At 35.7% G+C, this 23,041-nt stretch carries 19 protein-coding genes; all 19 read left to right on the top strand.

Translation table 11 applies throughout. The features are described 5' to 3' along the window. Positions 1-120: 120 nt before the first annotated feature. Positions 121-942 (top strand): MerR family transcriptional regulator, encoded by an 822-nt coding sequence (locus CLO1100_RS15105; RefSeq protein ID WP_014314633.1) that lies wholly within the window; start codon positions 121-123, stop codon positions 940-942. 136 nt (positions 943-1,078) lie between these two features. Next, a complete protein-coding gene (locus tag CLO1100_RS20060) occupies positions 1,079-5,074 on the top strand; it encodes a DUF4157 domain-containing protein (RefSeq protein WP_014314632.1) in 3,996 nt (1,331 codons plus the stop codon). Positions 5,075-5,134: 60 nt separating this feature from the next. Further along, positions 5,135-5,854 carry a hypothetical protein gene (locus CLO1100_RS15090; RefSeq protein ID WP_014314631.1) on the top strand — a complete coding sequence of 240 codons (720 nt, stop codon included), beginning with the start codon at positions 5,135-5,137 and terminating at the stop codon, positions 5,852-5,854. Positions 5,855-6,070: 216 nt separating this feature from the next. Beyond that, positions 6,071-6,946: a chromosome condensation regulator gene (locus CLO1100_RS15085; RefSeq protein ID WP_014314630.1), complete on the top strand. Its 876-nt coding sequence runs from the start codon at positions 6,071-6,073 to the stop codon at positions 6,944-6,946. Positions 6,947-7,015: 69 nt separating this feature from the next. Then, a complete protein-coding gene (locus CLO1100_RS15080) occupies positions 7,016-7,375 on the top strand; it encodes a hypothetical protein (protein WP_014314629.1) in 360 nt (119 codons plus the stop codon). A 382-nt stretch (positions 7,376-7,757) separates the two neighbouring features. Further along, entirely contained in the window at positions 7,758-10,409 is a 2,652-nt protein-coding gene (locus CLO1100_RS15075) for a TetM/TetW/TetO/TetS family tetracycline resistance ribosomal protection protein (RefSeq protein ID WP_014314628.1), read from the top strand. A gap of 24 nt (positions 10,410-10,433) precedes the next feature. Then, positions 10,434-11,369 carry a tRNA-dihydrouridine synthase family protein gene (locus CLO1100_RS15070; protein WP_014314627.1) on the top strand — a complete coding sequence of 312 codons (936 nt, stop codon included), beginning with the start codon at positions 10,434-10,436 and terminating at the stop codon, positions 11,367-11,369. A gap of 11 nt (positions 11,370-11,380) precedes the next feature. Next, positions 11,381-12,082 (top strand): hypothetical protein, encoded by a 702-nt coding sequence (locus CLO1100_RS15065; protein ID WP_014314626.1) that lies wholly within the window; start codon positions 11,381-11,383, stop codon positions 12,080-12,082. Positions 12,083-12,125: 43 nt separating this feature from the next. Beyond that, entirely contained in the window at positions 12,126-12,686 is a 561-nt protein-coding gene (locus CLO1100_RS15060) for a hypothetical protein (protein ID WP_014314625.1), read from the top strand. Positions 12,687-12,742: 56 nt separating this feature from the next. After that, positions 12,743-13,321: a nitroreductase family protein gene (locus tag CLO1100_RS15055; protein WP_014314624.1), complete on the top strand. Its 579-nt coding sequence runs from the start codon at positions 12,743-12,745 to the stop codon at positions 13,319-13,321. Between the two features lie 323 nt (positions 13,322-13,644). Further along, a complete protein-coding gene (locus CLO1100_RS15050) occupies positions 13,645-14,325 on the top strand; it encodes a hypothetical protein (RefSeq protein WP_014314623.1) in 681 nt (226 codons plus the stop codon). 56 nt (positions 14,326-14,381) lie between these two features. Continuing rightward, positions 14,382-15,278: a radical SAM protein gene (locus tag CLO1100_RS15045; RefSeq protein ID WP_014314622.1), complete on the top strand. Its 897-nt coding sequence runs from the start codon at positions 14,382-14,384 to the stop codon at positions 15,276-15,278. A gap of 52 nt (positions 15,279-15,330) precedes the next feature. Further along, on the top strand, positions 15,331-16,332 hold the full coding sequence (locus CLO1100_RS15040; RefSeq protein ID WP_014314621.1) for a radical SAM protein: 1,002 nt from the start codon (positions 15,331-15,333) through the stop codon (positions 16,330-16,332). Continuing rightward, the gene (locus CLO1100_RS15035; protein ID WP_014314620.1) at positions 16,322-17,245 is read left to right on the top strand and encodes a radical SAM protein; all 924 of its coding nucleotides are present in this window, start codon (positions 16,322-16,324) and stop codon (positions 17,243-17,245) included. The genes CLO1100_RS15040 and CLO1100_RS15035 overlap by 11 nt, the downstream gene beginning before the upstream one ends. A 13-nt stretch (positions 17,246-17,258) precedes the next feature. After that, positions 17,259-18,245, top strand: coding sequence for a radical SAM protein (locus tag CLO1100_RS15030; protein WP_014314619.1), 987 nt, complete (start codon positions 17,259-17,261; stop codon positions 18,243-18,245). Between the two features lie 2 nt (positions 18,246-18,247). Beyond that, a complete protein-coding gene (locus tag CLO1100_RS15025; RefSeq protein ID WP_014314618.1) occupies positions 18,248-19,162 on the top strand; it encodes a radical SAM protein in 915 nt (304 codons plus the stop codon). A gap of 14 nt (positions 19,163-19,176) precedes the next feature. Beyond that, positions 19,177-20,082: a radical SAM protein gene (locus CLO1100_RS15020; RefSeq protein ID WP_014314617.1), complete on the top strand. Its 906-nt coding sequence runs from the start codon at positions 19,177-19,179 to the stop codon at positions 20,080-20,082. Between the two features lie 3 nt (positions 20,083-20,085). Beyond that, complete coding sequence (locus tag CLO1100_RS15015) at positions 20,086-21,336, top strand: DUF6365 family protein (RefSeq protein WP_014314616.1); 1,251 nt, start codon at positions 20,086-20,088, stop codon at positions 21,334-21,336. Positions 21,337-21,341: 5 nt separating this feature from the next. Next, positions 21,342-23,012 carry a B12-binding domain-containing radical SAM protein gene (locus CLO1100_RS15010; RefSeq protein ID WP_014314615.1) on the top strand — a complete coding sequence of 557 codons (1,671 nt, stop codon included), beginning with the start codon at positions 21,342-21,344 and terminating at the stop codon, positions 23,010-23,012. The last annotated feature ends 29 nt before the right edge of the window (positions 23,013-23,041 follow it).

Raw genomic sequence — 23,041 nt, 5'->3', positions numbered from 1 at the left:
GCCGTATCTGACGGTTTGGGAATCCCAATTATTCTCATTAAATTATTATTGACTCTCACATTATGGTACACTTTATACTAGAAATGAGCTCAAGATAACACATATATGTGAGGTGTAATAATGTTAAGAATAGGTGATTTTTCAAGGTTATCAAGGATTAGTATACGAATGCTTCGGCACTACGATGAATTAGGATTATTGGTGCCTAAAAGTACAGATTATTATACAAGCTATCGATATTATAGTGAGGAACAGCTACTGATTGCATCTAGAATCACGGCACTCAAGGACATGGGTTTCAGTCTTGCGGCAATTTCAGAGATATTGAAAAACTATAATAATCCGAAAGCATTGTCGGAGTTTTTGACAATAAAACAAGCTGAAGTGCAGGCACAAGCCCAAGAAATCAGCCAGCGTTTACTTCTCCTTGAAACAGCCATAATGAGGTTAAGAAAGGATGATAACGCTATGAATTATAATGTTATATTAAAAACATTGCCTGAAAGATATGTTGCAAGTGTAAGAAAAATAATACCGTCTTATAATCAAGAGGGGATACTATGGAGTTTGCTGATGACGGAAACAGCACCAATTATTAATTTTCAGCAGGCTTGCTGCGGTGAAAGTCTTGCAGTTTTTCATGATGAAGGATTTAAGGAAAACGATGTAGATGTAGAAATACAGATGCCGGTAAAAGGACAGTATAAGAATACTGAAAATGTGGTATTCAAGACGGTTCCTGCAGTGGAATTTGCCTCTGCCACTTATAAAGGCAGCTATGATCAAATTACCGCAGTAAATCAGGCTGTCGCCGGGTGGGTAAACGATAATGGTTATGAATTTAATGGTGCAATGTTCTGTATTTACCATGTCAGTCCTGCACAAACAAATAATCCCGATGAATTGGTAACCGAGGTTTGTTATCCTGTGAAAAAGAAATAGTATTAGCTTTATATATTTAACCGTTTGCTTAAATTACAGCAGACGGTTTTTTATATGCAAATATTTATTAAAAATTGGATGTTAAAACCTCCCATAAATTTACATATATTTAAGTAGACTTTATGGGAGTGATTTAATGCAGACCAAGATGTTGGTAAAAAAACCGGAGCCGGTTTCAGGGTTGATAAATAATCCTGTAAATAATAAACAAAAAGATAAGCCTGCTACAAGTAAGAAAAATGTAAGGACAACGGATTACAAGAAATTACTGCAGATAATGCTCTTTGATCCGGATGCCATAACAAGAGAAGAATTTATGTTCCTGCAATCTGTAATTGGGTATCGACAGGCAGTGGATATAAGAGAGGAGTCAAAACTCCGTAAAAAACAGAGAAAGTTGGAACAGGCTAATGTTGCCATGAAGCCAACTGGTTTGGAAAAACCAAAACCGGAAGTTAAAAAAGGTGAGGATGGTAAAACTGAGGCTAAAACCCCATTACAAATGAAAAAGAATGACAGCAATACTGCTTCTGACATACCGCATAATTTGCGAACAGGACTTGAAAAGATATCCGGGGTTGACCTGTCAGATGTTATAGTACATCCAAACTCGGATAAGCCAAAGCAGCTAAGTGCATTGGCTTATACTCAAGGGAATGATATACATATTGCACCCGGGCAGGAAAAGCATCTTCCCCATGAGGGCTGGCATGCTGTACAGCAAAAACAGGGAAGAGTTGAACCTACAATACAGATGAAGACTGGAGAACTTGTAAATGACAATGGGGGTTTGGAAAGAGAAGCCGATGTCATGGGAGCAAGGGCTGCGGAAGCCGCTAAAGGTATGTCAGCAGCAGATACCAGTCAGATAAAAAATAGAGATAGTGAAAATAAAGGGACCGGTAATTTTGTAATACAGAAGAAGGATGATAGTACCGGGAAAAAGCCAAAAATTAAAGAATCAGAACTTGAAGAAATTCAGCTTAAGGGCATGGCAAATTTTAAGGCCCAGACAAAGACCGCAGAATATTTAAAGGAAAACCCATCCGGAGCAAGGATAAAAGTAAAGTACGGAAACTTTGCAAAAGGTACTGTAAAAATATCAAGAACAGGGGACAGCTATAGAATGCTTCCTCAAGCACTATCATTATTAAAGAATCCATTTTCACTTCAGAGTGACATTATCAAAGCATATAAGCCTTGTCTGGTAGTAAGCTTGAATAATGGAAAGCTGGACGGGTTTTTAAGTATATGGGATGGCGCTAATGTGCCTAAAATGGGGTATCTTAAGTCACAATTCATATCTGATCCAACCATGCTTGGATTGCGGGGAATAAATCTTGACAATTCTTTACAAATAGTTAATAGTATAGACAGAGGAATACTGAAGTTTGGTATAAACAATGCAACTGCAAAGGTTGGCAGAGCTTTTAATTGCCGAATATCTCTAAATTTTGAACCTGATTCCGGCAAGATTGGATTTTCCGGAAACGCAGACATAAATATCAAGGGCCTTGCAACCGGAACCCTCGGTCTGGAACGCACAACTCAAGGAAAAGTTATCGGTACCGTTGGGCTTGCGGTTAATCTTACACCGCATCTTACCGGAGGAGTGCAGGTTAAGCTGGACGGAGAAAGTGTTACAGGTGAAGGCAAGGTCGGATATGCCGGGGAAAAGCTATCCGGTCAGGTAATATTAAGGGTTGGGGATAAAAATAACCTTCAGAAGGATGGAAATAAACAAACAAAGCCTTCAAAAGGAGGGAACAGTCAGAAGCCTCAATATGTATTATCAGGCGAAGGCGATCTGATGTTCCAATTCACCAATTGGTTAAGCGGAAATGCTCATTGTGAGGTTGACGAAAAAGGAAATGTAACAATAGTAGGGCAGATAGTCCCACAGGCAGAATTAATTCTTTTCCAGCAGAAAGATTTTATAAAGCCTCTTTTCAAGGTAGAGGCAAGGGCAAGCTATGGAATTCCTATTGTAGGAAATATATTTATATTTGCAAACCTGGGCCTTGAAGCTTTTGCAAAACTTGGCCCGGCAAAGCTCTATAATATAGCTGTAAACGGTACATATTCAACTGATCCTTCTAAATCTAATGATTTTAGCATACAAGCATCCTTAAACATATCAGCATCCGCTGGAATAAAAATGATTGCAAAAGGCGGAGCAGGACTTGAAATACTCGGACATGATATTAAGGCGGGGGTAAGCTTAACTGCAATTGCCGGACTGGCTGCTTATGCCGAGGCTACACCAATAATAGGTTACAAGGAAAATGCAAAATCAGGACAGGATAAAAAAGGCGATTTCTTTATATCAGGGGAACTTGAAATAGCGGCACAGCCTTTCTTTGGATTAGAAGGGGACCTTTTTGTAGAGGTAGACAGTCCTTTGTTTTCACCTCTCGGAGATCATGAATGGAAATGGCCTCTCTTCAACAAGAGTTATCCTCTTGGAGGAAGTTTTGGTATACTGGCAAAGGTTAATCATGTTCTGGGCTCAAATCAGGTTCCTGAGATAGAGTTTGGAAAAGTTGATTTTTCCGCAGAGAAATTTTTAACTGACCTGATGAATGATAAAACAGGTGGTAAAAAGAGCGAGGAAAAGAAACCGGGCAAGTGGAATGAGAAAAATAGCAAAGCCACACAGCCACCTAAAGTCAAAGGTAAGAGCAAGACTGATGATAAAAAGGGAAAGAAGTCTTCAACCTTAGATGTCAAAGCACCAAAATATACAAAACCAAACAAGAAGAAGGCTGTAGACCCCAATGCAAGAACGGCTGATGGCAAGACAGTCAAGCAGCATCAAAATGAAACAGTTAAGCGCGGAAGCAAGGGCAAGGCCAAGTTCAACAAGAAAAAGCCTACTGATAAGACCAGTAGTGCAAAAAAGAGCCGTGACCAACAGGTTATTAATGGACTTAGAGAACTTGAAACCTTAACACGCAAATATGAAAAGAATAATGGAGCTACCCTTGAGGAAATCAGGTATGATGCAAACGCAGTCAAGAAAAAATATGCTGCAATTAGTTCAATTAATATATCAGATGGCGGTAAGGACTGGGATTATAAGTACACGTACAATCCGACAGAGACAAAAGACGGGCCTAAGAAGGGTAACAAAATACTCAGTCCTAAGGCAAAATTCAAGCAGGGTACTAAAACCAATGAACTATGGGTTGAAAGAGGCAAACCGGGAAGTAAAGACAATGTAGTAATGACTACAGGTCAGAAGGACCTTGAAAAAGACAAAACTGTTTGGAGCAAATTGGACAAAGCCGCCAAAAACAAGGTATACAAGCTGAAGCAACCGAAAAATAGAACATTTAAGCAAAAGGATGTTGATGAGGCTTCAAAAGCGGCTGAGAAGTGCTTGGATAAAGACGATGTAACAAAGATACAATATGGGGGAGCTCCAGGAACGCATATGTGGGTCGAAGCCAATCCATTAACAGAAAAAGGGGAACCAGGGTTTCCACCAAAAGAAAATTGTAAAGGGTGGGATTATGCTCGGGACTTAAATAAAGTACAGAAAAATTCATGGGTTAAGGGACATTTGCTAAATCATAATTTACACGGTCCAGGTATAAAAAGTAATCTAGTACCTATGACCCAGAAGTCTAATAGTGACATGAGAGAAGGCCCAGAGAAATTGGCGAAAAATCTGATAAAGAATAAGGTTCTATATTACAGGACAGATGTAACATTCCACTCGGGTAAAGAACCGATAATGTATTTTCCTAAAACAATTACAGTCGTTGTTGGGGAAAAAGTAGATAATAAAATTATAAATAAAAAGACATATTCAATAGATCAGGAAAGGCCACCTGAAAATGTTGAGAATGTTACATATAACCTTAATACAATAGGAAGAGACTTATTAAGAGATAAGTTTGGCATACCAGAAGTGTTTGCCAAAGAGATACTTATTGTAAAAGGTAAAACGGGGCAGTTTAAAAATATTCTTGATTTAAGGGTGAAAATGCAAAAATATTATAACAATCAATTAGATCCAAATACAACATTTACCCAAGTAAAAATTAGAAGTTTTAAAGAGGATTATATAAAGTTGGTTTCAGCAATTGATAATAAAAAACTAATAATAAGCGAAATAAAAAGATAAATAAGAAAAGACATTTTATAATGTTTTATATTTAACTACAATTGTGAGGGAGTGTTATTTATGACTTGTTTTGTCAAAACCACTAGAGACTTTATTGACTATTTAAAAGTGAACAAAAACGTGGATTTAGAAGAAAGGTGTTTTAACGAGGAATATACGGATATATCTGACGAAGACTTAATTGAAACTATATCGATGTTTAAGTCAATAAATTTTTCTTTGAAAAAAGAATATTATGATTTTTTTCGTATTTCAAGCATGTCATTTGCATGGTCGTTCACTAATGAAAAAAACCAATTTATTTATGGTGGGTTTCTATTTAATGGAATATTAGATTTATTTATTCAAGACTCCGATTTTTGGGATTTGTCCAATTCTATAAATCAACATAAACCAAATGAAGGAGAATTAGAATTCTTAAAAAAATTAAATTGGTTTGAAAAACAGTCTTGGGGAGATGATGGGAGATTCGGATGTTTTTTAAGAGAAGCAGGAGATTTTCCTCCAAGGATATATTTTTATGATAATAGTGCTTATTTTCCGATGAATCTAAGTCTTGAAGAATATTTTGGGGCAATGATTGCAAGCTGTGCAGTCCGTGGCTGGCAATACTTTTACGTAGATATTCCAGATAAATTCCCCGAGTTTGTCAGGATTAACAAAAGTACTGTGTTAAAGGATGTAGAACTTGCTGTTGAACTTTTGCCTGAGCTGTTTCCAGATAGAGATTTTTCCTACCACATTGGAAGGATGGATTATTTGAAAAGTAGATTAAAGTAAAGCTATTTTCATGACGAGGTCTGAATAGAGATATACTCTCTGTTGAGACCTTTTGTTTTTGTCCCGTCCATGAATACTGCGATGCTCAATATAACTTTGAAAAAACTTCAGAAATTAATTAATCATGATTGACTATTCATTGAATTGGATATATACTTTCGCCAAGTCTCAAAATAAGCTGTGTCGTAATAAACGGCTTGTTTTTAGGAGGAAAAAATGGAACGTATTTCACTGAAATTTTACAGAGATACCGTAGCGGCGGGCTGTCGTCATACTGTTGGACTTAAATCTGACGGAACAGTGACAGCCGTGGGTGATAATAAATATGGTCAATGTGATGTTAGTAGTTGGCGTGATATTGTCGCAGTGGCAGCTGCTAATGTTCATATGGCGACGAATACGGGTAATTCTCATACAATCGGCCTTAAATCCAATGGTACAGTGGTGGCTGTGGGGTGGAATAAATATAACCAATGCGATGTAAGCGGCTGGAGCGATATTGTGTCGATAGCGGCAGGTTGGCGCCGTACCATGGGGCTTAAATCGGATGGTACCGTGGTAGCTGTGGGACGAAATAATGAAGAACAATGCAATGTAAGTTGCTGGCGTGATATAGTGGCAATAGCAGCGGGTGACTGGCATACCATCGGGCTTAAATCAGATGGTACGGTGGTGGCTGTTGGTAATAATCAGTATGGCCAATGCAATGTAAGTAGTTGGTGCGACATAGTTGCGGTTGCGGCAGGTTACCTTCATACAGTCGGGTTTAAATCGGATGGCACTGTGACCACTGTGGGTTTGAATAAGCATGGTCAATGCAATGTAAGCGGTTGGCACGACATAGTAGCGATAGCAGCAGGGAGTAATCATACCATCGGTCTTAGTGCTGATGGTACCCTGAAGGCTGTAGGTTGGAATGAGTATGGACAATGCAATGTATGTGGTTTGCGCAATATTGTTTCGGTTGCGGCGGGTTGTGCTCACACTCTTGGACTTAAATCTGACGGAACAGTGATAGCCCTGGGTGATAATAAATATGGCCAATGCGATGTGGGCGGTTGGTTATGTATCCAACAGTCTGATAAGCGTTAGTATTGTGAGAAGTCTAATTCGGCAGAAATCTATTTAAAAATCTGACTATTAAAAATTCTGGAGGATGTTATGGAAAAATATACAGGAGAGGAATTAGAAGAAGCTCTGTGTACTGTTACTTCAATTATTAACAGATGTGAAAAAGCACAGCTTAAATTTGTGGAGGGTACTTCTCAGCACACACTGCTTACTAACAGGATAAAAGCAATGTACATTTCCAAACTTTTGTTAACTAATGAAAATGTTCTGGACAAGTATACAAAAGAAGAATTAAAAGCTGCATTAACACCCATATCTTCAGTTATCAGCAAATGTGAAAAAGCACAGTTTAAGTTTGCCGAGGGAACATCCCATCATACTCGCTTCAATAAGATGATAACAGCTATGTATATTTCAAAATCATTGATATTAAAGGTATTAGAGGAATAGAAAATTCCAATATAATTTCCTTGAAATTTGTAACATAGTAATACTAAAACATCATTGCCATAAGATTGTTTTATTAGAGAATATGGAGATTCGATTGTCCTCGCCAAGAGAGGAGTAATTATGGATAAATCTGCGATGTTTAGCGGTCTTAACAAAGAGGGATGGGAAAATGCACTTTCAGACCATCTTTTTTTTATCCCAAAGTAACTAGGGAATAACCATGCTTAAATTGGAAATTATTGAAATACACAAACTATATGCCTTGCAAAATTGTCAAAATCCAAACATACTGGTATCATATAATAAAAGCTTGAATATACAGGCTCAAGAGGCCGTGAATTATATATATAGACAGAAAGACTAAAGGATTTGAAAATCAATCATGAAAAAACTAATCATTGGAATATTGGCACATGTTGATGCAGGCAAGACGACATTATCAGAGAGTATCCTTTATCTTAGCGGTAAAATTGGGAAATTGGGAAGAGTAGACAACAAGGATGCGTATTTGGATACCTATGAGTTGGAAAGGTCAAGAGGGATTACTATTTTTTCCAAACAGGCTGTATTTGAAACAGACGGGGTAAATATTACATTACTGGATACACCGGGGCATGTAGATTTTTCAGCTGAAATGGAGAGAACACTACAAGTGTTGGACTATGCCATTTTGGTTATAAGCGGTGCAGATGGAGTTCAGGGGCATACAAAAACACTGTGGCAGTTATTAGATATGTACAATATACCTGCCTTTATATTTGTTAATAAGATGGATCAGAACGGGACGGATAAAGAAAAATTAATAAAGGATATGAAAAAGCAGTTAGGCGATGGGTGTATTGAATTTGGGAAGGTTGAGACAACAGAGTTTTACGAGCAGCTGTCCATGTGCGATGAAACAATTCTTGAAACCTATTTGGAAAAAGGGCATTTAGAGACTAAGCAGATTTGTAAAGCTATAAAAGAGCGCAAATTATTTCCGTGTTTTTTTGGTTCAGCTTTGAAATTGGAAGGTATTGAGGAATTAATGCAAGGAATAGCAAAGTATGCAATGATACCTTCCTATCCAGAAGAATTTGGGGCTAAAATATTTAAAATAACAAGGGACGAACAAGGGAACCGTCTTACCCATTTGAAGCTTACAGGGGGGAAGTTAAAGGTAAAAGACCTCTTGACAAACGGAAAATGGGAAGAGAAAGTAAATCAAATTCGTATTTATTCGGGAAAGAAATATGAGACAGTAAGTGAATTAGAGGCGGGTTCGGTATGTGCAGTAACAGGACTCAATCAGACCAGACCGGGAGAGGGCTTGGGAATAGAGTCAGCCACAGGTTTACCTCTGTTGGAACCCGTTTTATTTTACCGGATTATACTTCCGGAAGGTTGTGACCCAAGAATGATACTTCCAAAGCTTCGGCAGATTGAAGAAGAGGAACCGGAGCTTAATATTGTATGGGACGAGCAGTTACAGGAGATACATGCACAGATTATGGGAGAAGTGCAGATAGAGATACTCCAGAGTGTGATACAAAGCCGTTTTGGAGTGTCGGTGTCCTTCGATGCAGGAAGGATTGTGTATAAGGAAACAATTGCGAATACGGTTGAGGGAGTAGGTCATTTCGAACCACTAAGACATTATGCGGAAGTTCATCTTTTATTGGAACCGGGAGAGCCGGGAAGCGGTCTGCAATTTGGATTGGAATGTAGTGAGGATATTCTGGGCAGAAGTTGGCAAAGATTGATTCTAACCCATCTGGGAGAGAAAGTGCATAAAGGTGTGCTTACAGGGTCAGCTCTTACCGATGTTAAAATTACTCTTGTTTCAGGCAGGGCACATAATAAACATACAGAAGGCGGAGACTTCAGAGCAGCAACCTACCGTGCAGTAAGGCAGGGCTTAATGGAAGCAGAATCCATACTCCTTGAGCCGTATTATACGTTTCAGTTAGAACTGCCGGAAAAAATGGTAGGCAGAGCTATGACTGATATTGAGAAAATGCATGGCACAAGCCAAATATCGCAGACAAATGGCGAAACTGCCATTTTAGTTGGGAGTGCCCCTGTTATCAGCATGAGGAATTATCAGAAAGAGGTAAATGCATACACCAAAGGTGTCGGCAGACTATTTTGCAGTGTGAAAGGTTATGAACCCTGCCATAATACACAGGAAGTCATAGATAGTATTGGATATGACTCCGAAAGAGATATGGCAAACCCTACAGGCTCAGTATTTTGTGCAAATGGAACGGGATTTTCTGTGCCTTGGGATGAAGTAAAAAATTACATGCATGTGGAAAGCTACCTTCAAAATAAAGATAATTCATTAAAAGAAACTGAAAAAAAACATGGTATATCTCAAGAATTGTCTATCAGTTTAGAGGAGATTGACCGGATTATCAATAGAACCTATTATGTGAATCAGGGTAAAAAGTCTGCATGGAAAAGACGCAAAACAGCCGAGGAAAGTTATTATGAAAAGGCTTCCTATATGAGTGCACATAAGGAAATCAAAGAAGAATATCTCCTTGTGGACGGCTACAATATTTTATTTGCATGGCCTGAACTAAAAGAGCTCTCGGATAAGGATATAGATGCGGCGAGAATGAAACTTCTTGATTTGCTCAGCAATTATCAGGGAATTCGCCAATGTCGGATTATAGTGGTATTTGATGCTTACCGTGTTCAAGGCCATCGTGAGGAAATAGTAAGTTATCATAACATCCATGTGGTATATACTAAAGAGGCACAAACGGCGGATCAGTATATTGAAAAATTCGCCCATGACAATCAGAAAAAATATAATATAACAGTTGCAACATCCGATGGTTTGCAGCAGATAATTGTAAGGGGTGCAGGGTGTACCTTGTTATCTGCCAGAGAGCTGAAAATTGATGTTGAAGAGGCCAATAGAAGAATAAAAGAGAAGTTTCAGGAAATACAGGGAAGAGACCGCAGCTATCTGATGGATGCATTGCCGGAGGAAGCGAAACAGCAAATGGAGATATTGATTAAAGAAGAAAAGGATAGCAAATAACTGAATCAAGGAGCAGTTTAATATATGAAATTTTATTTTGCACCAATGGAGGGGTTGACCGGCTATATATATAGAAATGCACATAAAGCTTTTTTTAATAGCATAGACAAATACTTTTCTCCTTTTATTATTGCAAATCAAATAGATGGTTTTAAAACCAGAGACCTGAAAGACATTTTACCTGAAAATAATCAAGGGCTGGTTTTGATTCCGCAAGTGCTTACAAATAATGCAAAAGACTTTATTTATACTTCAAAAAAAATTAAGAGTATGGGTTATACTGAGATAAATCTTAATTTGGGATGTCCATCCGGGACTGTAGTTTCCAAAAACAGAGGCTCCGGATTTCTTGCAAAAAAAGAAGACCTGGATGCTTTTTTAGAAGAAATTTTCTCTCAAGCTATAACCAAAATATCAATCAAAACCAGAATAGGCAAAGACCAGCCTGAAGAATTTTATGATTTAATAAATATATTTAACAAATACCCTATTGAAGAACTTATCATACATCCCAGGATTCAAAAGGATTTTTATAAAAATAAGCCCAATATGCAGATTTTCAGGGATGCCTTGGCGCTGAGTAAAAATCCAGTCTGCTATAATGGTGATATTTTTACAGTAAAGGATTATACAGAGTTTTGTGTTAATTTCCCCGGTGTAGCTACTGTAATGTTAGGCAGAGGATTAGTAATGAATCCTGCGCTGGTAGATAGTGTTGAAAATAGTACTAAGCTGGAAAAGAATATATTGAAGGAGTTCCACGACAAAGTATATAATGATTATAAAGACATACTTTCCGGGGAACGCAATGTTCTGTTTAAAATGAAAGAGCTGTGGTTTTATATGATAAATGTCTTTACCGACAATGAAAAATACTCAAAGAAAATTAAGAAGTCACAAAGATTATCTGATTACGATGAAGCTGTTTCAAGACTGTTTGAGGAACAGGATATTATTTAAAGGAGATAATGATGAGTACAGTATTAGCTTATAAAACAAAGAGTACAAGTATACTAATTACTGATACTCGTATAACAAGTTATCAAAATTTTAGCATTAATGATGACAATGTAAAAATGCATTATATTCCCAAAAAAGGATTTATAGCAGGAGTTGGAGTAGGAGAACTGCTACTACAGATGCAAAGTATCATATTATTGAATACTAATTTAGATGTCTACAGACCGGTTCTGCGTGAATCATTTTTAACTGCATATCAGTCATTATCTAAACAGTGCAGTGAAAAAAGTATTATGGAGAGATTAAAGAGAACAGGGATATGTGTTTCATGGAAAGATAATGGTTGCTGCAATTTAAGATTATTTTCCTACGGCTTTGAGGAAGGAATATTTCGTGATTTAAAAGAGTCAGTTATAGACATATTATATCCTGATGATATTGACGAAGATACTCGTTTAAAAATTAATCAAGGTCTTGATATTAATAATGATATTAATTATGTACTATTAAAAATGTTGGAAACCTTCAAAGTTATTTCAGAAAAATCGAAATTTGTCAGCTGTAAGGCATGCATTGGTATAATTTTCGCTGAAAGTGAAAGTCCGTGGTATTGTGAAGGAAATATTCACGACTTATTAGAGTTACATTTAGTTGGTAAAATGGAAAATGTATTTGATATACATAGTGAAAAGTTGGAGAGGAATGGTTTGTAGAAACATAATGTGACTGGGATTTTGGGCTATAAGGAGAGATATAGTGTTAAAATTGAGCAACAAAAAATTAACTGTTATATGTATATTATTGGCAATAGTTTTAGTCTTATCTATAATAGAAAATGTTGTTATACATAATGAAAATAATAAATTGAAAAATGAACAAATAAGACAAATGACAACAGAGTGGTATGAAGTATATGAACTTTCACGACAAGTTGACAATTATATAGAACTCAACTGCATAGATGGGGCAAAATATCAGAGACTTGTAAATAAGATTTGCTATCATTTTAAATTATCATTAACGGTAAGCGAGTTAAATTGGAATATGTCTGATTTTTTAGTAAATAGCTATGATCCTTTATTTTCAAACTTGGTTAATGAAAAGGAAACTGTAAATAAGAAAAAAGCTGTAATACTTCTAAAGGATATGAATAGTACATTGGCAGAAATAAGTAAAAGCATTTCTGAAATGAGTACTGATGAAAAACATAAATTTATGGACCAATCCTCGTCTATATATAAGAAAGAAAGTTCAAGAGTCAAAGACTTTTCAATAAAATATCAGAAATTAGTAGATAATTATTTCAAAGGATTATAAATAAAGAAGTAAGCGGACTGTGTGTACAAGTATACATTTTTGAAAGGAGATTTACAATGAATAGTATAATTGAAAATATGTTAACAAGAAGAAGCATAAGAAACTATAAAAAGGAGCAGATATCTGCGGAGGATTTAAACAGAATTCTCTTGGCAGGAAGCTACGCCCCAAGCGGTATGGGGATGCAGAGCTGGAAATTTACTGCCATACAAAATTCGGATACAATGAAAAAGGTCAATGAGGCTATCCGTCAAACCCTATTAACAATACCTGTTGTATCTGAGACCCACCCTTATATCGTGAGCCTGATTAAAAAGGCAGAAAACGAGAATTCTAACTTCCTGTATAATGCACCTACCTATATTATTGTCTCAAATTTGAAAGACAACGGAAACGCAATGCCGGATTCAGCATTAGCCATTGGCAATATGATGCTGGCAGCACACTCGCTTGGCATAGGCTCTTGCTGGCTAAACCAATTGCCGGGACTTACTAATATGCCGTTGATTCGTGAACTAATGACAGACTTGGAAATTCCCGAAAATCATATTATATATGGTTCTGTTGTAATGGGTTATGCGGCAGAGAAATCCGAACCGGCTGCACCTCGTAAAGTTGTAATACACATTATCTGATAACCCATGAAATTAAACAAGTCGATAATAGTATCTATAGAAGCTAAAATTTTGGTTATTAAACTACCTGAAGTTTTAGCTATTTTTTTTGGACTAAACTCACAAGAAAAGGTAATAAGTATTAAATTTTAAAAAATTAATTACAGTGTTACCATATAGTTGACAATATGTTAAAATAAGTAATATAATAGTATTTGATATCAAATTATTACATAAATTGTATATAATATAAAAATATGGGGAAAATTAATTTACATATTTTGACAATACTAATCTCATTAAATACTAAAATAAGATATTGTTCACCAAGGAGACTGATTATATTGAAATATATAGATGAGTTTCATATAAATATTTTACAGGTAGTAAATATGATAATGAAATTCCCAGGTCGGAAGATGAACTTTTTTGAACAACTTGTCAAAAAGTATTCTGAGAACCCTGAAGACTATGAATTATTAATCACTTATGGTTTTTTCAAATATTTTGAAATTACCTCTTTAGTACAGGGTGAGGATTTAGCAAATTCAGATATATTTGAAGTCTTAGAATTATATAACAAAGCTTTAGTAATAGAACCGGATGATTGGTTTGTACATATATTGAAAATCCTTCTATACAGTAAACTGCCGCTAGGAATGGTAAACGAAACTGAGATTACCAGTAATCTAGATATGATAATTGAAATTCAAAGTAAATCAGAAAGAAAAGAACCGTATTTTGTTTTGCCTTATATTTTTTACGCACAATATTGGTACGACAAAAACAACTTCAAAAACGTATCCCAATATCTTGAATACGCACTAAAAGTGGCTCCACAAAAGGAAATCCCATTTACACCATTAAATTGTCATTTTTTTGTACCTGCAAAGGAGTTATATTATCGTTTATATTATTCTGAACAGATTGGGCTTGCTTTTATATTGAAAGAAGTTTGTATGATTTATTTTGAAAAAGAATCTAGAAAACTAAATCACTCAGAAGACTTAAAAATAAGGATATAATCAACCACATTGACCATAGAGTGAATGATAATTTTGGCTTTAATCGGAGGTAGTATATGAAATTAAGTCAAGCATTGAAAAACCAGCCAAAAGTGTTGTCTTTGGAGGTAACTACACGATGTAACCTTGATTGTATATATTGTACAAAAAAAGCAAAGAAAATAGGCGACATTGATTTATCTATCGAATTGCTGGAGAAAATATCAATGCAACTGGAGCAGTTTGAGAGAATTATTGTATGCGGTATAGGTGAGAGCTTTTTATATCCGGAAATTTATAATCTGGTTGAGGGCAATAAAGCACAAAAATTCAGCATAGTAACTAATGGAACAATACCAATTGATTATAAGCGTCTTAATGTAAACGGAAATGTAGAAATGTTTATATTTTCCATAGATGCACTTAATCAGGAGGTACTGAACCAGATAAGTGGAAGATATAAATTTGAAAGTCTCCTTAGAAATCTTGATGAGTATGACAAATACTATAGTGAAAATAAGGTAAAAATTAATCGAGTTCTAAACTGTACACTTAATGAACACAATCTCAAAGAAATTTTGGAACTTGTTGAGTTCGCTCATCAAAGAGGGTTTGGAACAATTCATTTTTCTTTCCCAAGGGGTAAAGAGCAATTCATAGAGGACAACCAACAAGAGTTAACAAATATATTAAAATGTGCCGCCAAAAAGGCAGCTGAATACGGACTTTATTTTGCAGACCCATATACAACTTGCTGTGTTTATTTAAAATGGGTTACTCCTTATATGGCTATTAATGGTGATGTATTTTCCTGTGCCGAAACTCTTTACATTGATAAAAAGGTTGGAAACATTAATGATATGAGTTTTAGCGATATATGGTTATCAGATAATTACAAAGCTTTTCAAAAAGGACAAGCTTGCAAAGCTTGCAAATTCTTATCAAACTGTAGATTTGAATTGAAGACTAACTGACAAGTCTGAGAATGCAACATAAAATAAAGGATTTAACATAAGCAGGCAGTTAATGCTTAGAAGGAGTAAAATGACAGGCATTCAGGATTCAATAATGCGTAAATTAAAAATTAAAAATAGCACAGTTTTTATTAATATAACCAACAGATGTAATGTAAAATGCCGGCATTGCATTAACATTGGCGGAAAAACGGTGCTGGGTGAAGCTAGGTCAGAAGAAGTAATAAATTGGATTGAAAAGGTGGCAGAGTCTAATTACAAAGCCATTAATTTTGTGGGTGGTGAACCATTTCTTCTGGTAGATGACTTACGACGCTACACTCAAAAGGCAGATAAATTGGGATTGAATCCGGGGGTTACAACCAATGGCTTTTTTGCAAAAAGTGAAGAGGAAGCAACCGACATACTTAATTCCCTGCCTGCACTTAAAAAAATTCTCATAAGTACAGACTTGTATCATCTTGAGTATATAGATATTAAGAATATCCATAATTTGATAAGAGCATCCTTGAAGCTGAAAAGGTTTGTTGCTGTAAATTCTGTATGTGCAAACATGCAAGATGGAGAGAAAATTAAAGAATTGTTTTCAGAATATAAAAAGGTTTTTGTAAATATTAGTCCGGTAGTACGAGCAGGAGCGGCCAATACACTTGACAGAGAATTGGAAAAGTTCAGTTTATTTCAAAATCCTGAGGCTGTAAGTGACTTTTGTGGAGTCCGGGATCATTTTGTAGACTGTCAGGGTGGAGTGAATGCATGCTGTATGGCTACACTAGGCTTGGCTACAAAATTCCTTTATCTTGGAAATCTGAATAAAGACAGTTTTTTAGAAATTATAGAGAACAAGAGTAATAACGCAATATACAAATTGCTGGAAGAAAAAGGCCCGCAAGGATTACTGAAATTAATAGTTGGAAGTAAGTATGAAGATTTATTTAAAAACAGTAAATATACCAGTGAATGTGAGCTTTGTGTCGATATACTTAACCGAAGTTCATGTTATGAATATATACTTAAAAGCTTGACTAAAAAGGAAAATACGTATGAAACGTAATAAGAACCTTATTTTTAATATATGTAATCAATGTAATGTAAAATGCCGCCATTGCAGTAATGCAGAAACTTTGAATGACGGTAAGAAGGCTGAACCTCCGTATGTTTTGAAGTGGCTTGAGGATGCCTCGGAAGCCGATTTTTCAGAAGCAACTTTTGTCGGGGGAGAGCCGTTCCTTTATGTTGATGATTTGATACTATACTGCAAGAAGACACATGAGCTAGGTATGAAAAGCTGTATTATTACAAACGGGTTTTGGGCAACAAACTTGGAGAGGGCAGTTGAATTATTAAAATCAATAAAAGGACTTGATTCTATACTGGTAAGCAGTGATATATTTCATCTGGAATATATAGACAGCCAGACAATTAAAAACGTTTTTGACGCTTGTATTCAGCTGAATATAAATATTGCCATGAATGCAACCTGTTCCTCTAAGGAAGATAAAAAAAAGATTTGGGATATATATAGTGAATATAAAAATTCAGTTTTTATAAATACACACATGCTTATGCCCATTGGAGCTGCTAAGAGTCTACCGGTAGAGAGATGGTGCCTTGAAGATAAAATAGCTAAACTTCCTGTTGTATGTGGGATAGATAATTTTTTAGTTGATATGGATGGGGATGTTCACGCCTGTTGCAATTCTATTTTATCGAAAGAACCTCTTTTCTATGTAGGAAACATGAAAAAGGAAAGCCTATCACTTTTACTAAAGAATTTTATAAGAAACCCTTTATATTGTTTAATGAAGGAACAAGGACCAAGAGGTCTTGGCAAGTTTTTAATGAACAGCCCGTACTATCAGGAATTCAGTCAGAAAGAGTATACCTGTGAATGTGATTTCTGTATAAGTGTCCTTGAAAGCGATAAATTACAAAAATATATAATTAGTCAAATTTTAAACACATAGAGGAGGAGTTTTTGTGTCAAACAAAATTCAAGCTCTCTTTAAAAGTGCAAATCCAATAGAATGTATGCAGATTCTTAACGGAGGTGTATATATAAGTCCAACTATGAAATGTAATGCCCAATGCAGGCACTGTGTAGCAAACAATATTAGAAAAATGAGCGCAGATGCTAGTGAAGAAGATGTACTGGAATGGATTGATCAGATACATGAATGTGGGATTCAGGGAGTACATTTTGTCGGGGGAGAGCCATTCGTGGTGCGACAAAGTCTTAATAAGTATATAAAAAAGCTTAATGAATTAGACATGTTTGCAGGAGTGGTTACAAATGGGTTATGGGCAAAGACAGTTGAAGAGGGTATCGCTGTTCTTGAAGAGATGCCGGGGTTGGATTTACTAATAATCAGTTCAGATAAGTATCATTTGGAATATATTGATGCAAGTATAGTTAAAAATGCAATTGAAGCAGGATTAGCAACAGGCAAATTTGTAGTTATAAATGTTACATATGTAGAAAGCTCTGAGGTTAAGGAGATAAATCAAATATATAAAGAATATAGAGATAAAATCCTGATTCAATCGGTAAAGGCAATGCCTTTTGATGGTGAAGATTCACAAAAAATAAAGCGGTCCCAGCTTTTTAAAACACCATCTAAAGTACCTGCTTATTGCGGTATAGGTAATTACTTTGTTGATAACAATGGAAGCGTAAGTGCCTGCTGTCAATCAAGTCGTTCAAAAAATACAAAATGTCTTTACCTTGGGAATATGAAAGAAAAAAGACTTTTAGAATTGCATAGAAGTTTTAAATCCAGAGACATATACAGATTCTTTAAAAAATATGGTCCAAGGGGACTGGTAGAGATATTTTTACAGAGTGATTTTTCAAATGAACTGATAGATAAGCAATATACAAGTGCTTGTGAGATTTGTAAAGAGATATTGGATGATAGAGAAAAGCTGGATTATTTTTTATCTCATATAAAAGAAAGGCTTGACTGAATATGAATGCTATAGAATATGCCGCCGATTTTATTGAAAAGTACATAGGACCTGTAAGTAAGCTGGTATCCAAAGTACCGCAGGCAATATCTGTTGAAGTAACCACTCGTTGTCAGCTGGACTGTATATACTGTACAAGGGATAAAAATCACCCGAAGGATTTTCCATTGGAAAATTTAGAAATGCTTCGCACACAACTTAAAGGTGTTAAAAAGCTTATCATTTGCGGAATTGGTGAATCCTTCTGCTATTTGGATATATACAATATGATCTGGCGGCAAAAGGATTTAAAAATATCTATTATAACAAATGGAGCAGTACCTATTGACTTTAAGAAGTTGAACCGTGAACGGAACGTTGAGCTATTGGTTTTTTCCATAGATGCTACAAAAGAAGAAAAAATCAAAGCTATTTGCCCAGGTTATAACTTCAATGTGTTAGCCGAAAATTTGTCAGAACTCAAAAAGTATCCCAATATAGCAGGTATAATTAACACTACAATAACAGAAATGAATATAGATGAAATACCACTGTTGGTTGAGTTCGCAGCAAAACATAAACTATTGGCTGTAAATTATGAGCTGCCGATTGGAAATGAAGAGTTTGTAAAAGCCAATAAAGAAAGTATTAATAAAAACATAAAAGAAGCGATTAAAGTGGCAAAAAAAAATAATATTATTTTTAATCAATTCTATCGGCTGTCCTGCAATTCCGGTGGATGCATAATTCCCAACATACAGCTTAACGGAGACTTTTATTCGTGCTGCAATGGAATGAACAAAGGAAAAAAGCTTGGAAATATATTTGAAGAAGACTTGGAAGTCTTATGGAATGGAAGGGCAGAGCCACTGCTGTCAGACAGAGAATTTTGTATGAAATGCAGTCTGACAAGGAATCTATTTGAGGTACTGAATTGAAAGGAGAAAATAGCATGAGATCAATAAGTGTACATTTAACCGATCAGTGTAATAATTCCTGCATTTTTTGTGTTGTAAATTCCCATAAGGAAAAGCGTGAAGGTGTGAATAAAAAGGTTCTCTATAAATTTTTAGAGGAAAATGCCAACAAGGGATATGAATCTGTAAATATTCATGGAGGAGAAGCTACCGTACTGGATGATTTCTTGGAAATTCTGAAAAAAATACAGGAATTGGGTTATCCACAGGTAAGCCTTCAAACAAACGCACGTAAACTTGCTGACATAGAGTATGCAAGAAAGCTATATGACAAAGGTGTTAAGCTTTTTGTAGTTTCAGTCCATGGTAAGGATGCTGCTCAACATGATTTTGTTACACAGATTCCGGGAAGTTTTGAGGAGGCAATGGCAGGAATAGTAAACGTTAAATCACTAGGAGCAAAGGTCCGTACGAATACAGTGGTCTACAAAGATAATATAGACAGCCTTACCGATATTGCAGAACTCGTAATAAATGCCGGCGTAGATCATGTTAATATATCAGCTATTCATCCTGTAGGGAAAGCATACCAAAACTTCCACAAGGTAACACCACGCTATACAGAAATGGTACAGTCAGTTTATAAAATGGTTGATGCCTGCGTTAAAAGGGATAGAGTTGTTACTTTGGAAGGCTTTCCACCTTGTATAATTCCTGGGTATGAAAAGTACCAAATTCCGTGGGATGAGAATAAATTTAAGCTACTATTTCATAATTTTGTTCTTGAAGACTATGCTACTTTTATGGAAAAGGAGACAAAGAAACAGGGACAAGAATGTAAAATGTGCATTTTTAATAAAAGCTGTGGTGGTGTATATAAAGAATATCTTGAGTTTTATGGATGGGATGAATTTAATGCAGTTCAAAATATTGAGGGTTAAGCAATGTACATATTATTTATAGTCACTAGTTTTTGGGCATACGGTGAGGTCACAATCGCTTGCGAATTTGCTGCAAGAGTGAGAGAATCAGGATATATACCTTACTTTTTAATTCCTCCTTCCCATGAAAAAATAATGAATAAATATAAGTTTACGTATACTACGCTAATACCACGAAACGGAAAGATTAACAGGTTGTTAATGCGGGATTTGGAGCATAGGTATCATCCCGGACTGGTAATTCTTGCAGACTTTCTGAACTATAATTTTTGCGAAGTTCATTATGGTTTGACTCCCGGAGATTTGGAAGTCTTCTCAGGTAGGATTGGAACATTTGATGACTTTGACTGGGTGATTACCGGTAAACAAATGGATACCTACGGATTTAAGGCAGCAAAATTCGGTGATATAGACATACGCAAGTACGGCTTCAGACTTTGTCCATGTCCTATAGTTAACCCTAACAGTGGATATCGTGAAGAAACTTATCATTATCAACTTACAACAGATACTCTGCCGTATGATGTTTATAGTACGGATAAGTGGAAGGCAAAGCTTGGCTTGCCCGTAGGTAAAAAGTTGATACTGTTTACTTCCGCAGCATGGCAAGAATCATATAAGCAATATACTGATGTTATATCCTTTGTAAATGCAAATAATCAAGCGTTTTACCATATAATGCAAGAGCTTACAAAAACGTATTCTGTAGTATGTGTGGGGTCTAAAGGAGGTTACTCAAAGAATTCAGAGGACGGATTAATTTTCTTAAATCAGCTTCCACCGGAAGTTTTTGATGAGTATTTGCTGGCAACAGACCTTTTTATTTCAAGAAACATCACTGCAACTTCATTGGCAAGGGCTGTGTTGTCGGGTATACCGTCAGCAAATTTTGAAAATTCTATTTTCTTCTCGGCAGAGAAACCGCTTGATAAAGAGAAGATTAAATTTGAACCGGCACCATTTGTAGACGAGCTTCTCAAAAATCTTGAAAGATGTTATCCATACAGAATGTTTCCGGTAGGATGGTATAAGTTCCTGGCTCCATTGGTAAAGGGGAATTCTTATATGAAGACGTTTATACGCCTTGAGCAATTTAATGTAATAGATTCAATCAGGCGAATACAAGAAGTACTTGAATGTGAGGAAAAAAGAGAAGAACTGCTGAAAAGTGCAGATCGTTACAAGAAGACACTTGAAAGCTTGCCCGATGTAAGAAGTATTATAGAGTCACTAATAAATGAAAGGAGGGAATAAACAATATGATTCAAAGAATTGGTTTTTTATTGGCACCATGTGAGAAGGGAATATCTCCTCATGGATATACAAATATTCCACCTTTGAGCCTTGGAATTCTGTCCGGATATTTAAAAAATGAAGGTTATGACGTTGAACTTTATGATTTGAATTCCGATTTAGCTAAAATCTACAGAAATGATGAGCAATTTGCTTTTCTATATGACAAGGATATTGTTCTAAATTGCTTAACGGGAGAAGAAAACGATAAAGTAAATCTCTTTGCAGAGGAATTACTTCAAGGGATTCCAATTAAAGATTATGATGTAATAGGAATCTCCTGCGGAGCAGACTTTTCATTTTTCCAACTTCATAGTGCTTTTCTTTTAGCAAAGTATATCAAGCAGAAATATAAAATTCCGGTTATTCTTGGAGGAAACAATATTACTTATCTAGGTATTTTTAAGGATACTTTTAGTGAATTGCTTAAAATTATACTTGAAGTATTCCCTTATATAATTAAGGGACCCGGAGAAGTTGTAATAGCAGAACTAATACAAGTTTTGAATGGTAAAATGCAGAAATCCGTATATGAACTTGATGGTATGGTATACCTAAAGGACGGGCAGGTTTATATGAATCCTGAGCATGAGCCGGTTGTAGTGTGTCCGGACTGGTGCAATCTGCCTATGGAATATTATTATTCAAAAATAAAGAATCCGAGTTATAACGGAAAATGGAATGATAAATTGGAAGAGGAAAATCTAATACAGGTTTTCAAGTGGCCATTCTTTCTAACCCAGTACGTAAGTACCGTAAGAAAAAAGCGACCTAGACCAGAATATATGAATAAACTCATTTTACCTTATATTTTTAATTTTCACTGCCCCTTTGCGTGTGCTTTCTGTTCTGAAAGTGATGAAGACAGAAAGAGGGTAATTATCGGAGAGGCTCATAAGGTAGTGGATGATATTGAGGCGCTTATTAATAAGTACAAAACCAATTATTTTTATTTCTTTAATAATGCTGCCAATGCCTCCGGAAAGTTTATTGATGAATTTTGTAATTACATAATTGATAAAAAAATAGATATTAAATGGTCTGACTGTGCCAGATTTAACAATCTTACCTTTGAACGATTAAAGCTGATGAGGGATGCAGGATGCCAGAAACTGGTCTTTGGTTTTGAGACAGCAAGCCAGAAGCTTATTGATTTGGTGGAAAAGAAAATTGATCTTTCCCATGGAGAAAGAGTTTTGAAATGGTGTAAGGAGCTGGGGATTATAGCTGATTTAGAAGTTATAACAGGCTTGCCTCAAGAAAAGGATGAAGATTTTCAGGAAACGGTACAATACGTAACTAAAAATAGGCCATATATCAACTATATGACAATTAACGAATTCTTTGTAGTACCCAACAGTAAAATTGGCCGCTATCCTGAACGCTATAATATAGAATTAATAAGGAATGTAATAAGCTATAGTAAAATCCTTGAAAGAAGCTGGAAATATTTTAAGGAAATGAAGGGTAAACAAACAGGAAATTTCAAGGTTTATAAATATAACGAAATTGGTGGTCGCAACTATAAAGAGGTTGCAGATAAAACAAAATTTTATATAAAGGCTTTAAATAATTTGCAAAATAAAGAATTTGCAGAAGTGGAATACGTCTACCGTATTCTTGAGCAAAAATCATAAATAATTAAATTAAAAAACAGATAGGAGAG

Origin of the sequence: Clostridium sp. BNL1100 (assembly GCF_000244875.1) — a bacterium.
Taxonomy (GTDB): domain Bacteria; phylum Bacillota; class Clostridia; order Acetivibrionales; family DSM-1351; genus Ruminiclostridium.
This window is presented reverse-complemented; position numbering and strand designations above follow the sequence as displayed.

Excerpts from the sequence above, each read along its gene's own strand:
- CLO1100_RS15105 (WP_014314633.1), top strand. The coding sequence starts at position 121 with ATGTTAAGAATAGGTGATTTTTCAAGGTTATCAAGGATTAGTATACGA.
- CLO1100_RS20060 (WP_014314632.1), top strand. The coding sequence starts at position 1,079 with ATGCAGACCAAGATGTTGGTAAAAAAACCGGAGCCGGTTTCAGGGTTG.
- CLO1100_RS15090 (WP_014314631.1), top strand. The coding sequence starts at position 5,135 with ATGACTTGTTTTGTCAAAACCACTAGAGACTTTATTGACTATTTAAAA.
- CLO1100_RS15085 (WP_014314630.1), top strand. The coding sequence starts at position 6,071 with ATGGAACGTATTTCACTGAAATTTTACAGAGATACCGTAGCGGCGGGC.
- CLO1100_RS15080 (WP_014314629.1), top strand. The coding sequence starts at position 7,016 with ATGGAAAAATATACAGGAGAGGAATTAGAAGAAGCTCTGTGTACTGTT.
- CLO1100_RS15075 (WP_014314628.1), top strand. The coding sequence starts at position 7,758 with ATGAAAAAACTAATCATTGGAATATTGGCACATGTTGATGCAGGCAAG.
- CLO1100_RS15070 (WP_014314627.1), top strand. The coding sequence starts at position 10,434 with ATGAAATTTTATTTTGCACCAATGGAGGGGTTGACCGGCTATATATAT.
- CLO1100_RS15065 (WP_014314626.1), top strand. The coding sequence starts at position 11,381 with ATGAGTACAGTATTAGCTTATAAAACAAAGAGTACAAGTATACTAATT.
- CLO1100_RS15055 (WP_014314624.1), top strand. The coding sequence starts at position 12,743 with ATGAATAGTATAATTGAAAATATGTTAACAAGAAGAAGCATAAGAAAC.
- CLO1100_RS15045 (WP_014314622.1), top strand. The coding sequence starts at position 14,382 with ATGAAATTAAGTCAAGCATTGAAAAACCAGCCAAAAGTGTTGTCTTTG.
- CLO1100_RS15040 (WP_014314621.1), top strand. The coding sequence starts at position 15,331 with ATGCTTAGAAGGAGTAAAATGACAGGCATTCAGGATTCAATAATGCGT.
- CLO1100_RS15035 (WP_014314620.1), top strand. The coding sequence starts at position 16,322 with ATGAAACGTAATAAGAACCTTATTTTTAATATATGTAATCAATGTAAT.
- CLO1100_RS15025 (WP_014314618.1), top strand. The coding sequence starts at position 18,248 with ATGAATGCTATAGAATATGCCGCCGATTTTATTGAAAAGTACATAGGA.
- CLO1100_RS15020 (WP_014314617.1), top strand. The coding sequence starts at position 19,177 with ATGAGATCAATAAGTGTACATTTAACCGATCAGTGTAATAATTCCTGC.
- CLO1100_RS15015 (WP_014314616.1), top strand. The coding sequence starts at position 20,086 with ATGTACATATTATTTATAGTCACTAGTTTTTGGGCATACGGTGAGGTC.
- CLO1100_RS15010 (WP_014314615.1), top strand. The coding sequence starts at position 21,342 with ATGATTCAAAGAATTGGTTTTTTATTGGCACCATGTGAGAAGGGAATA.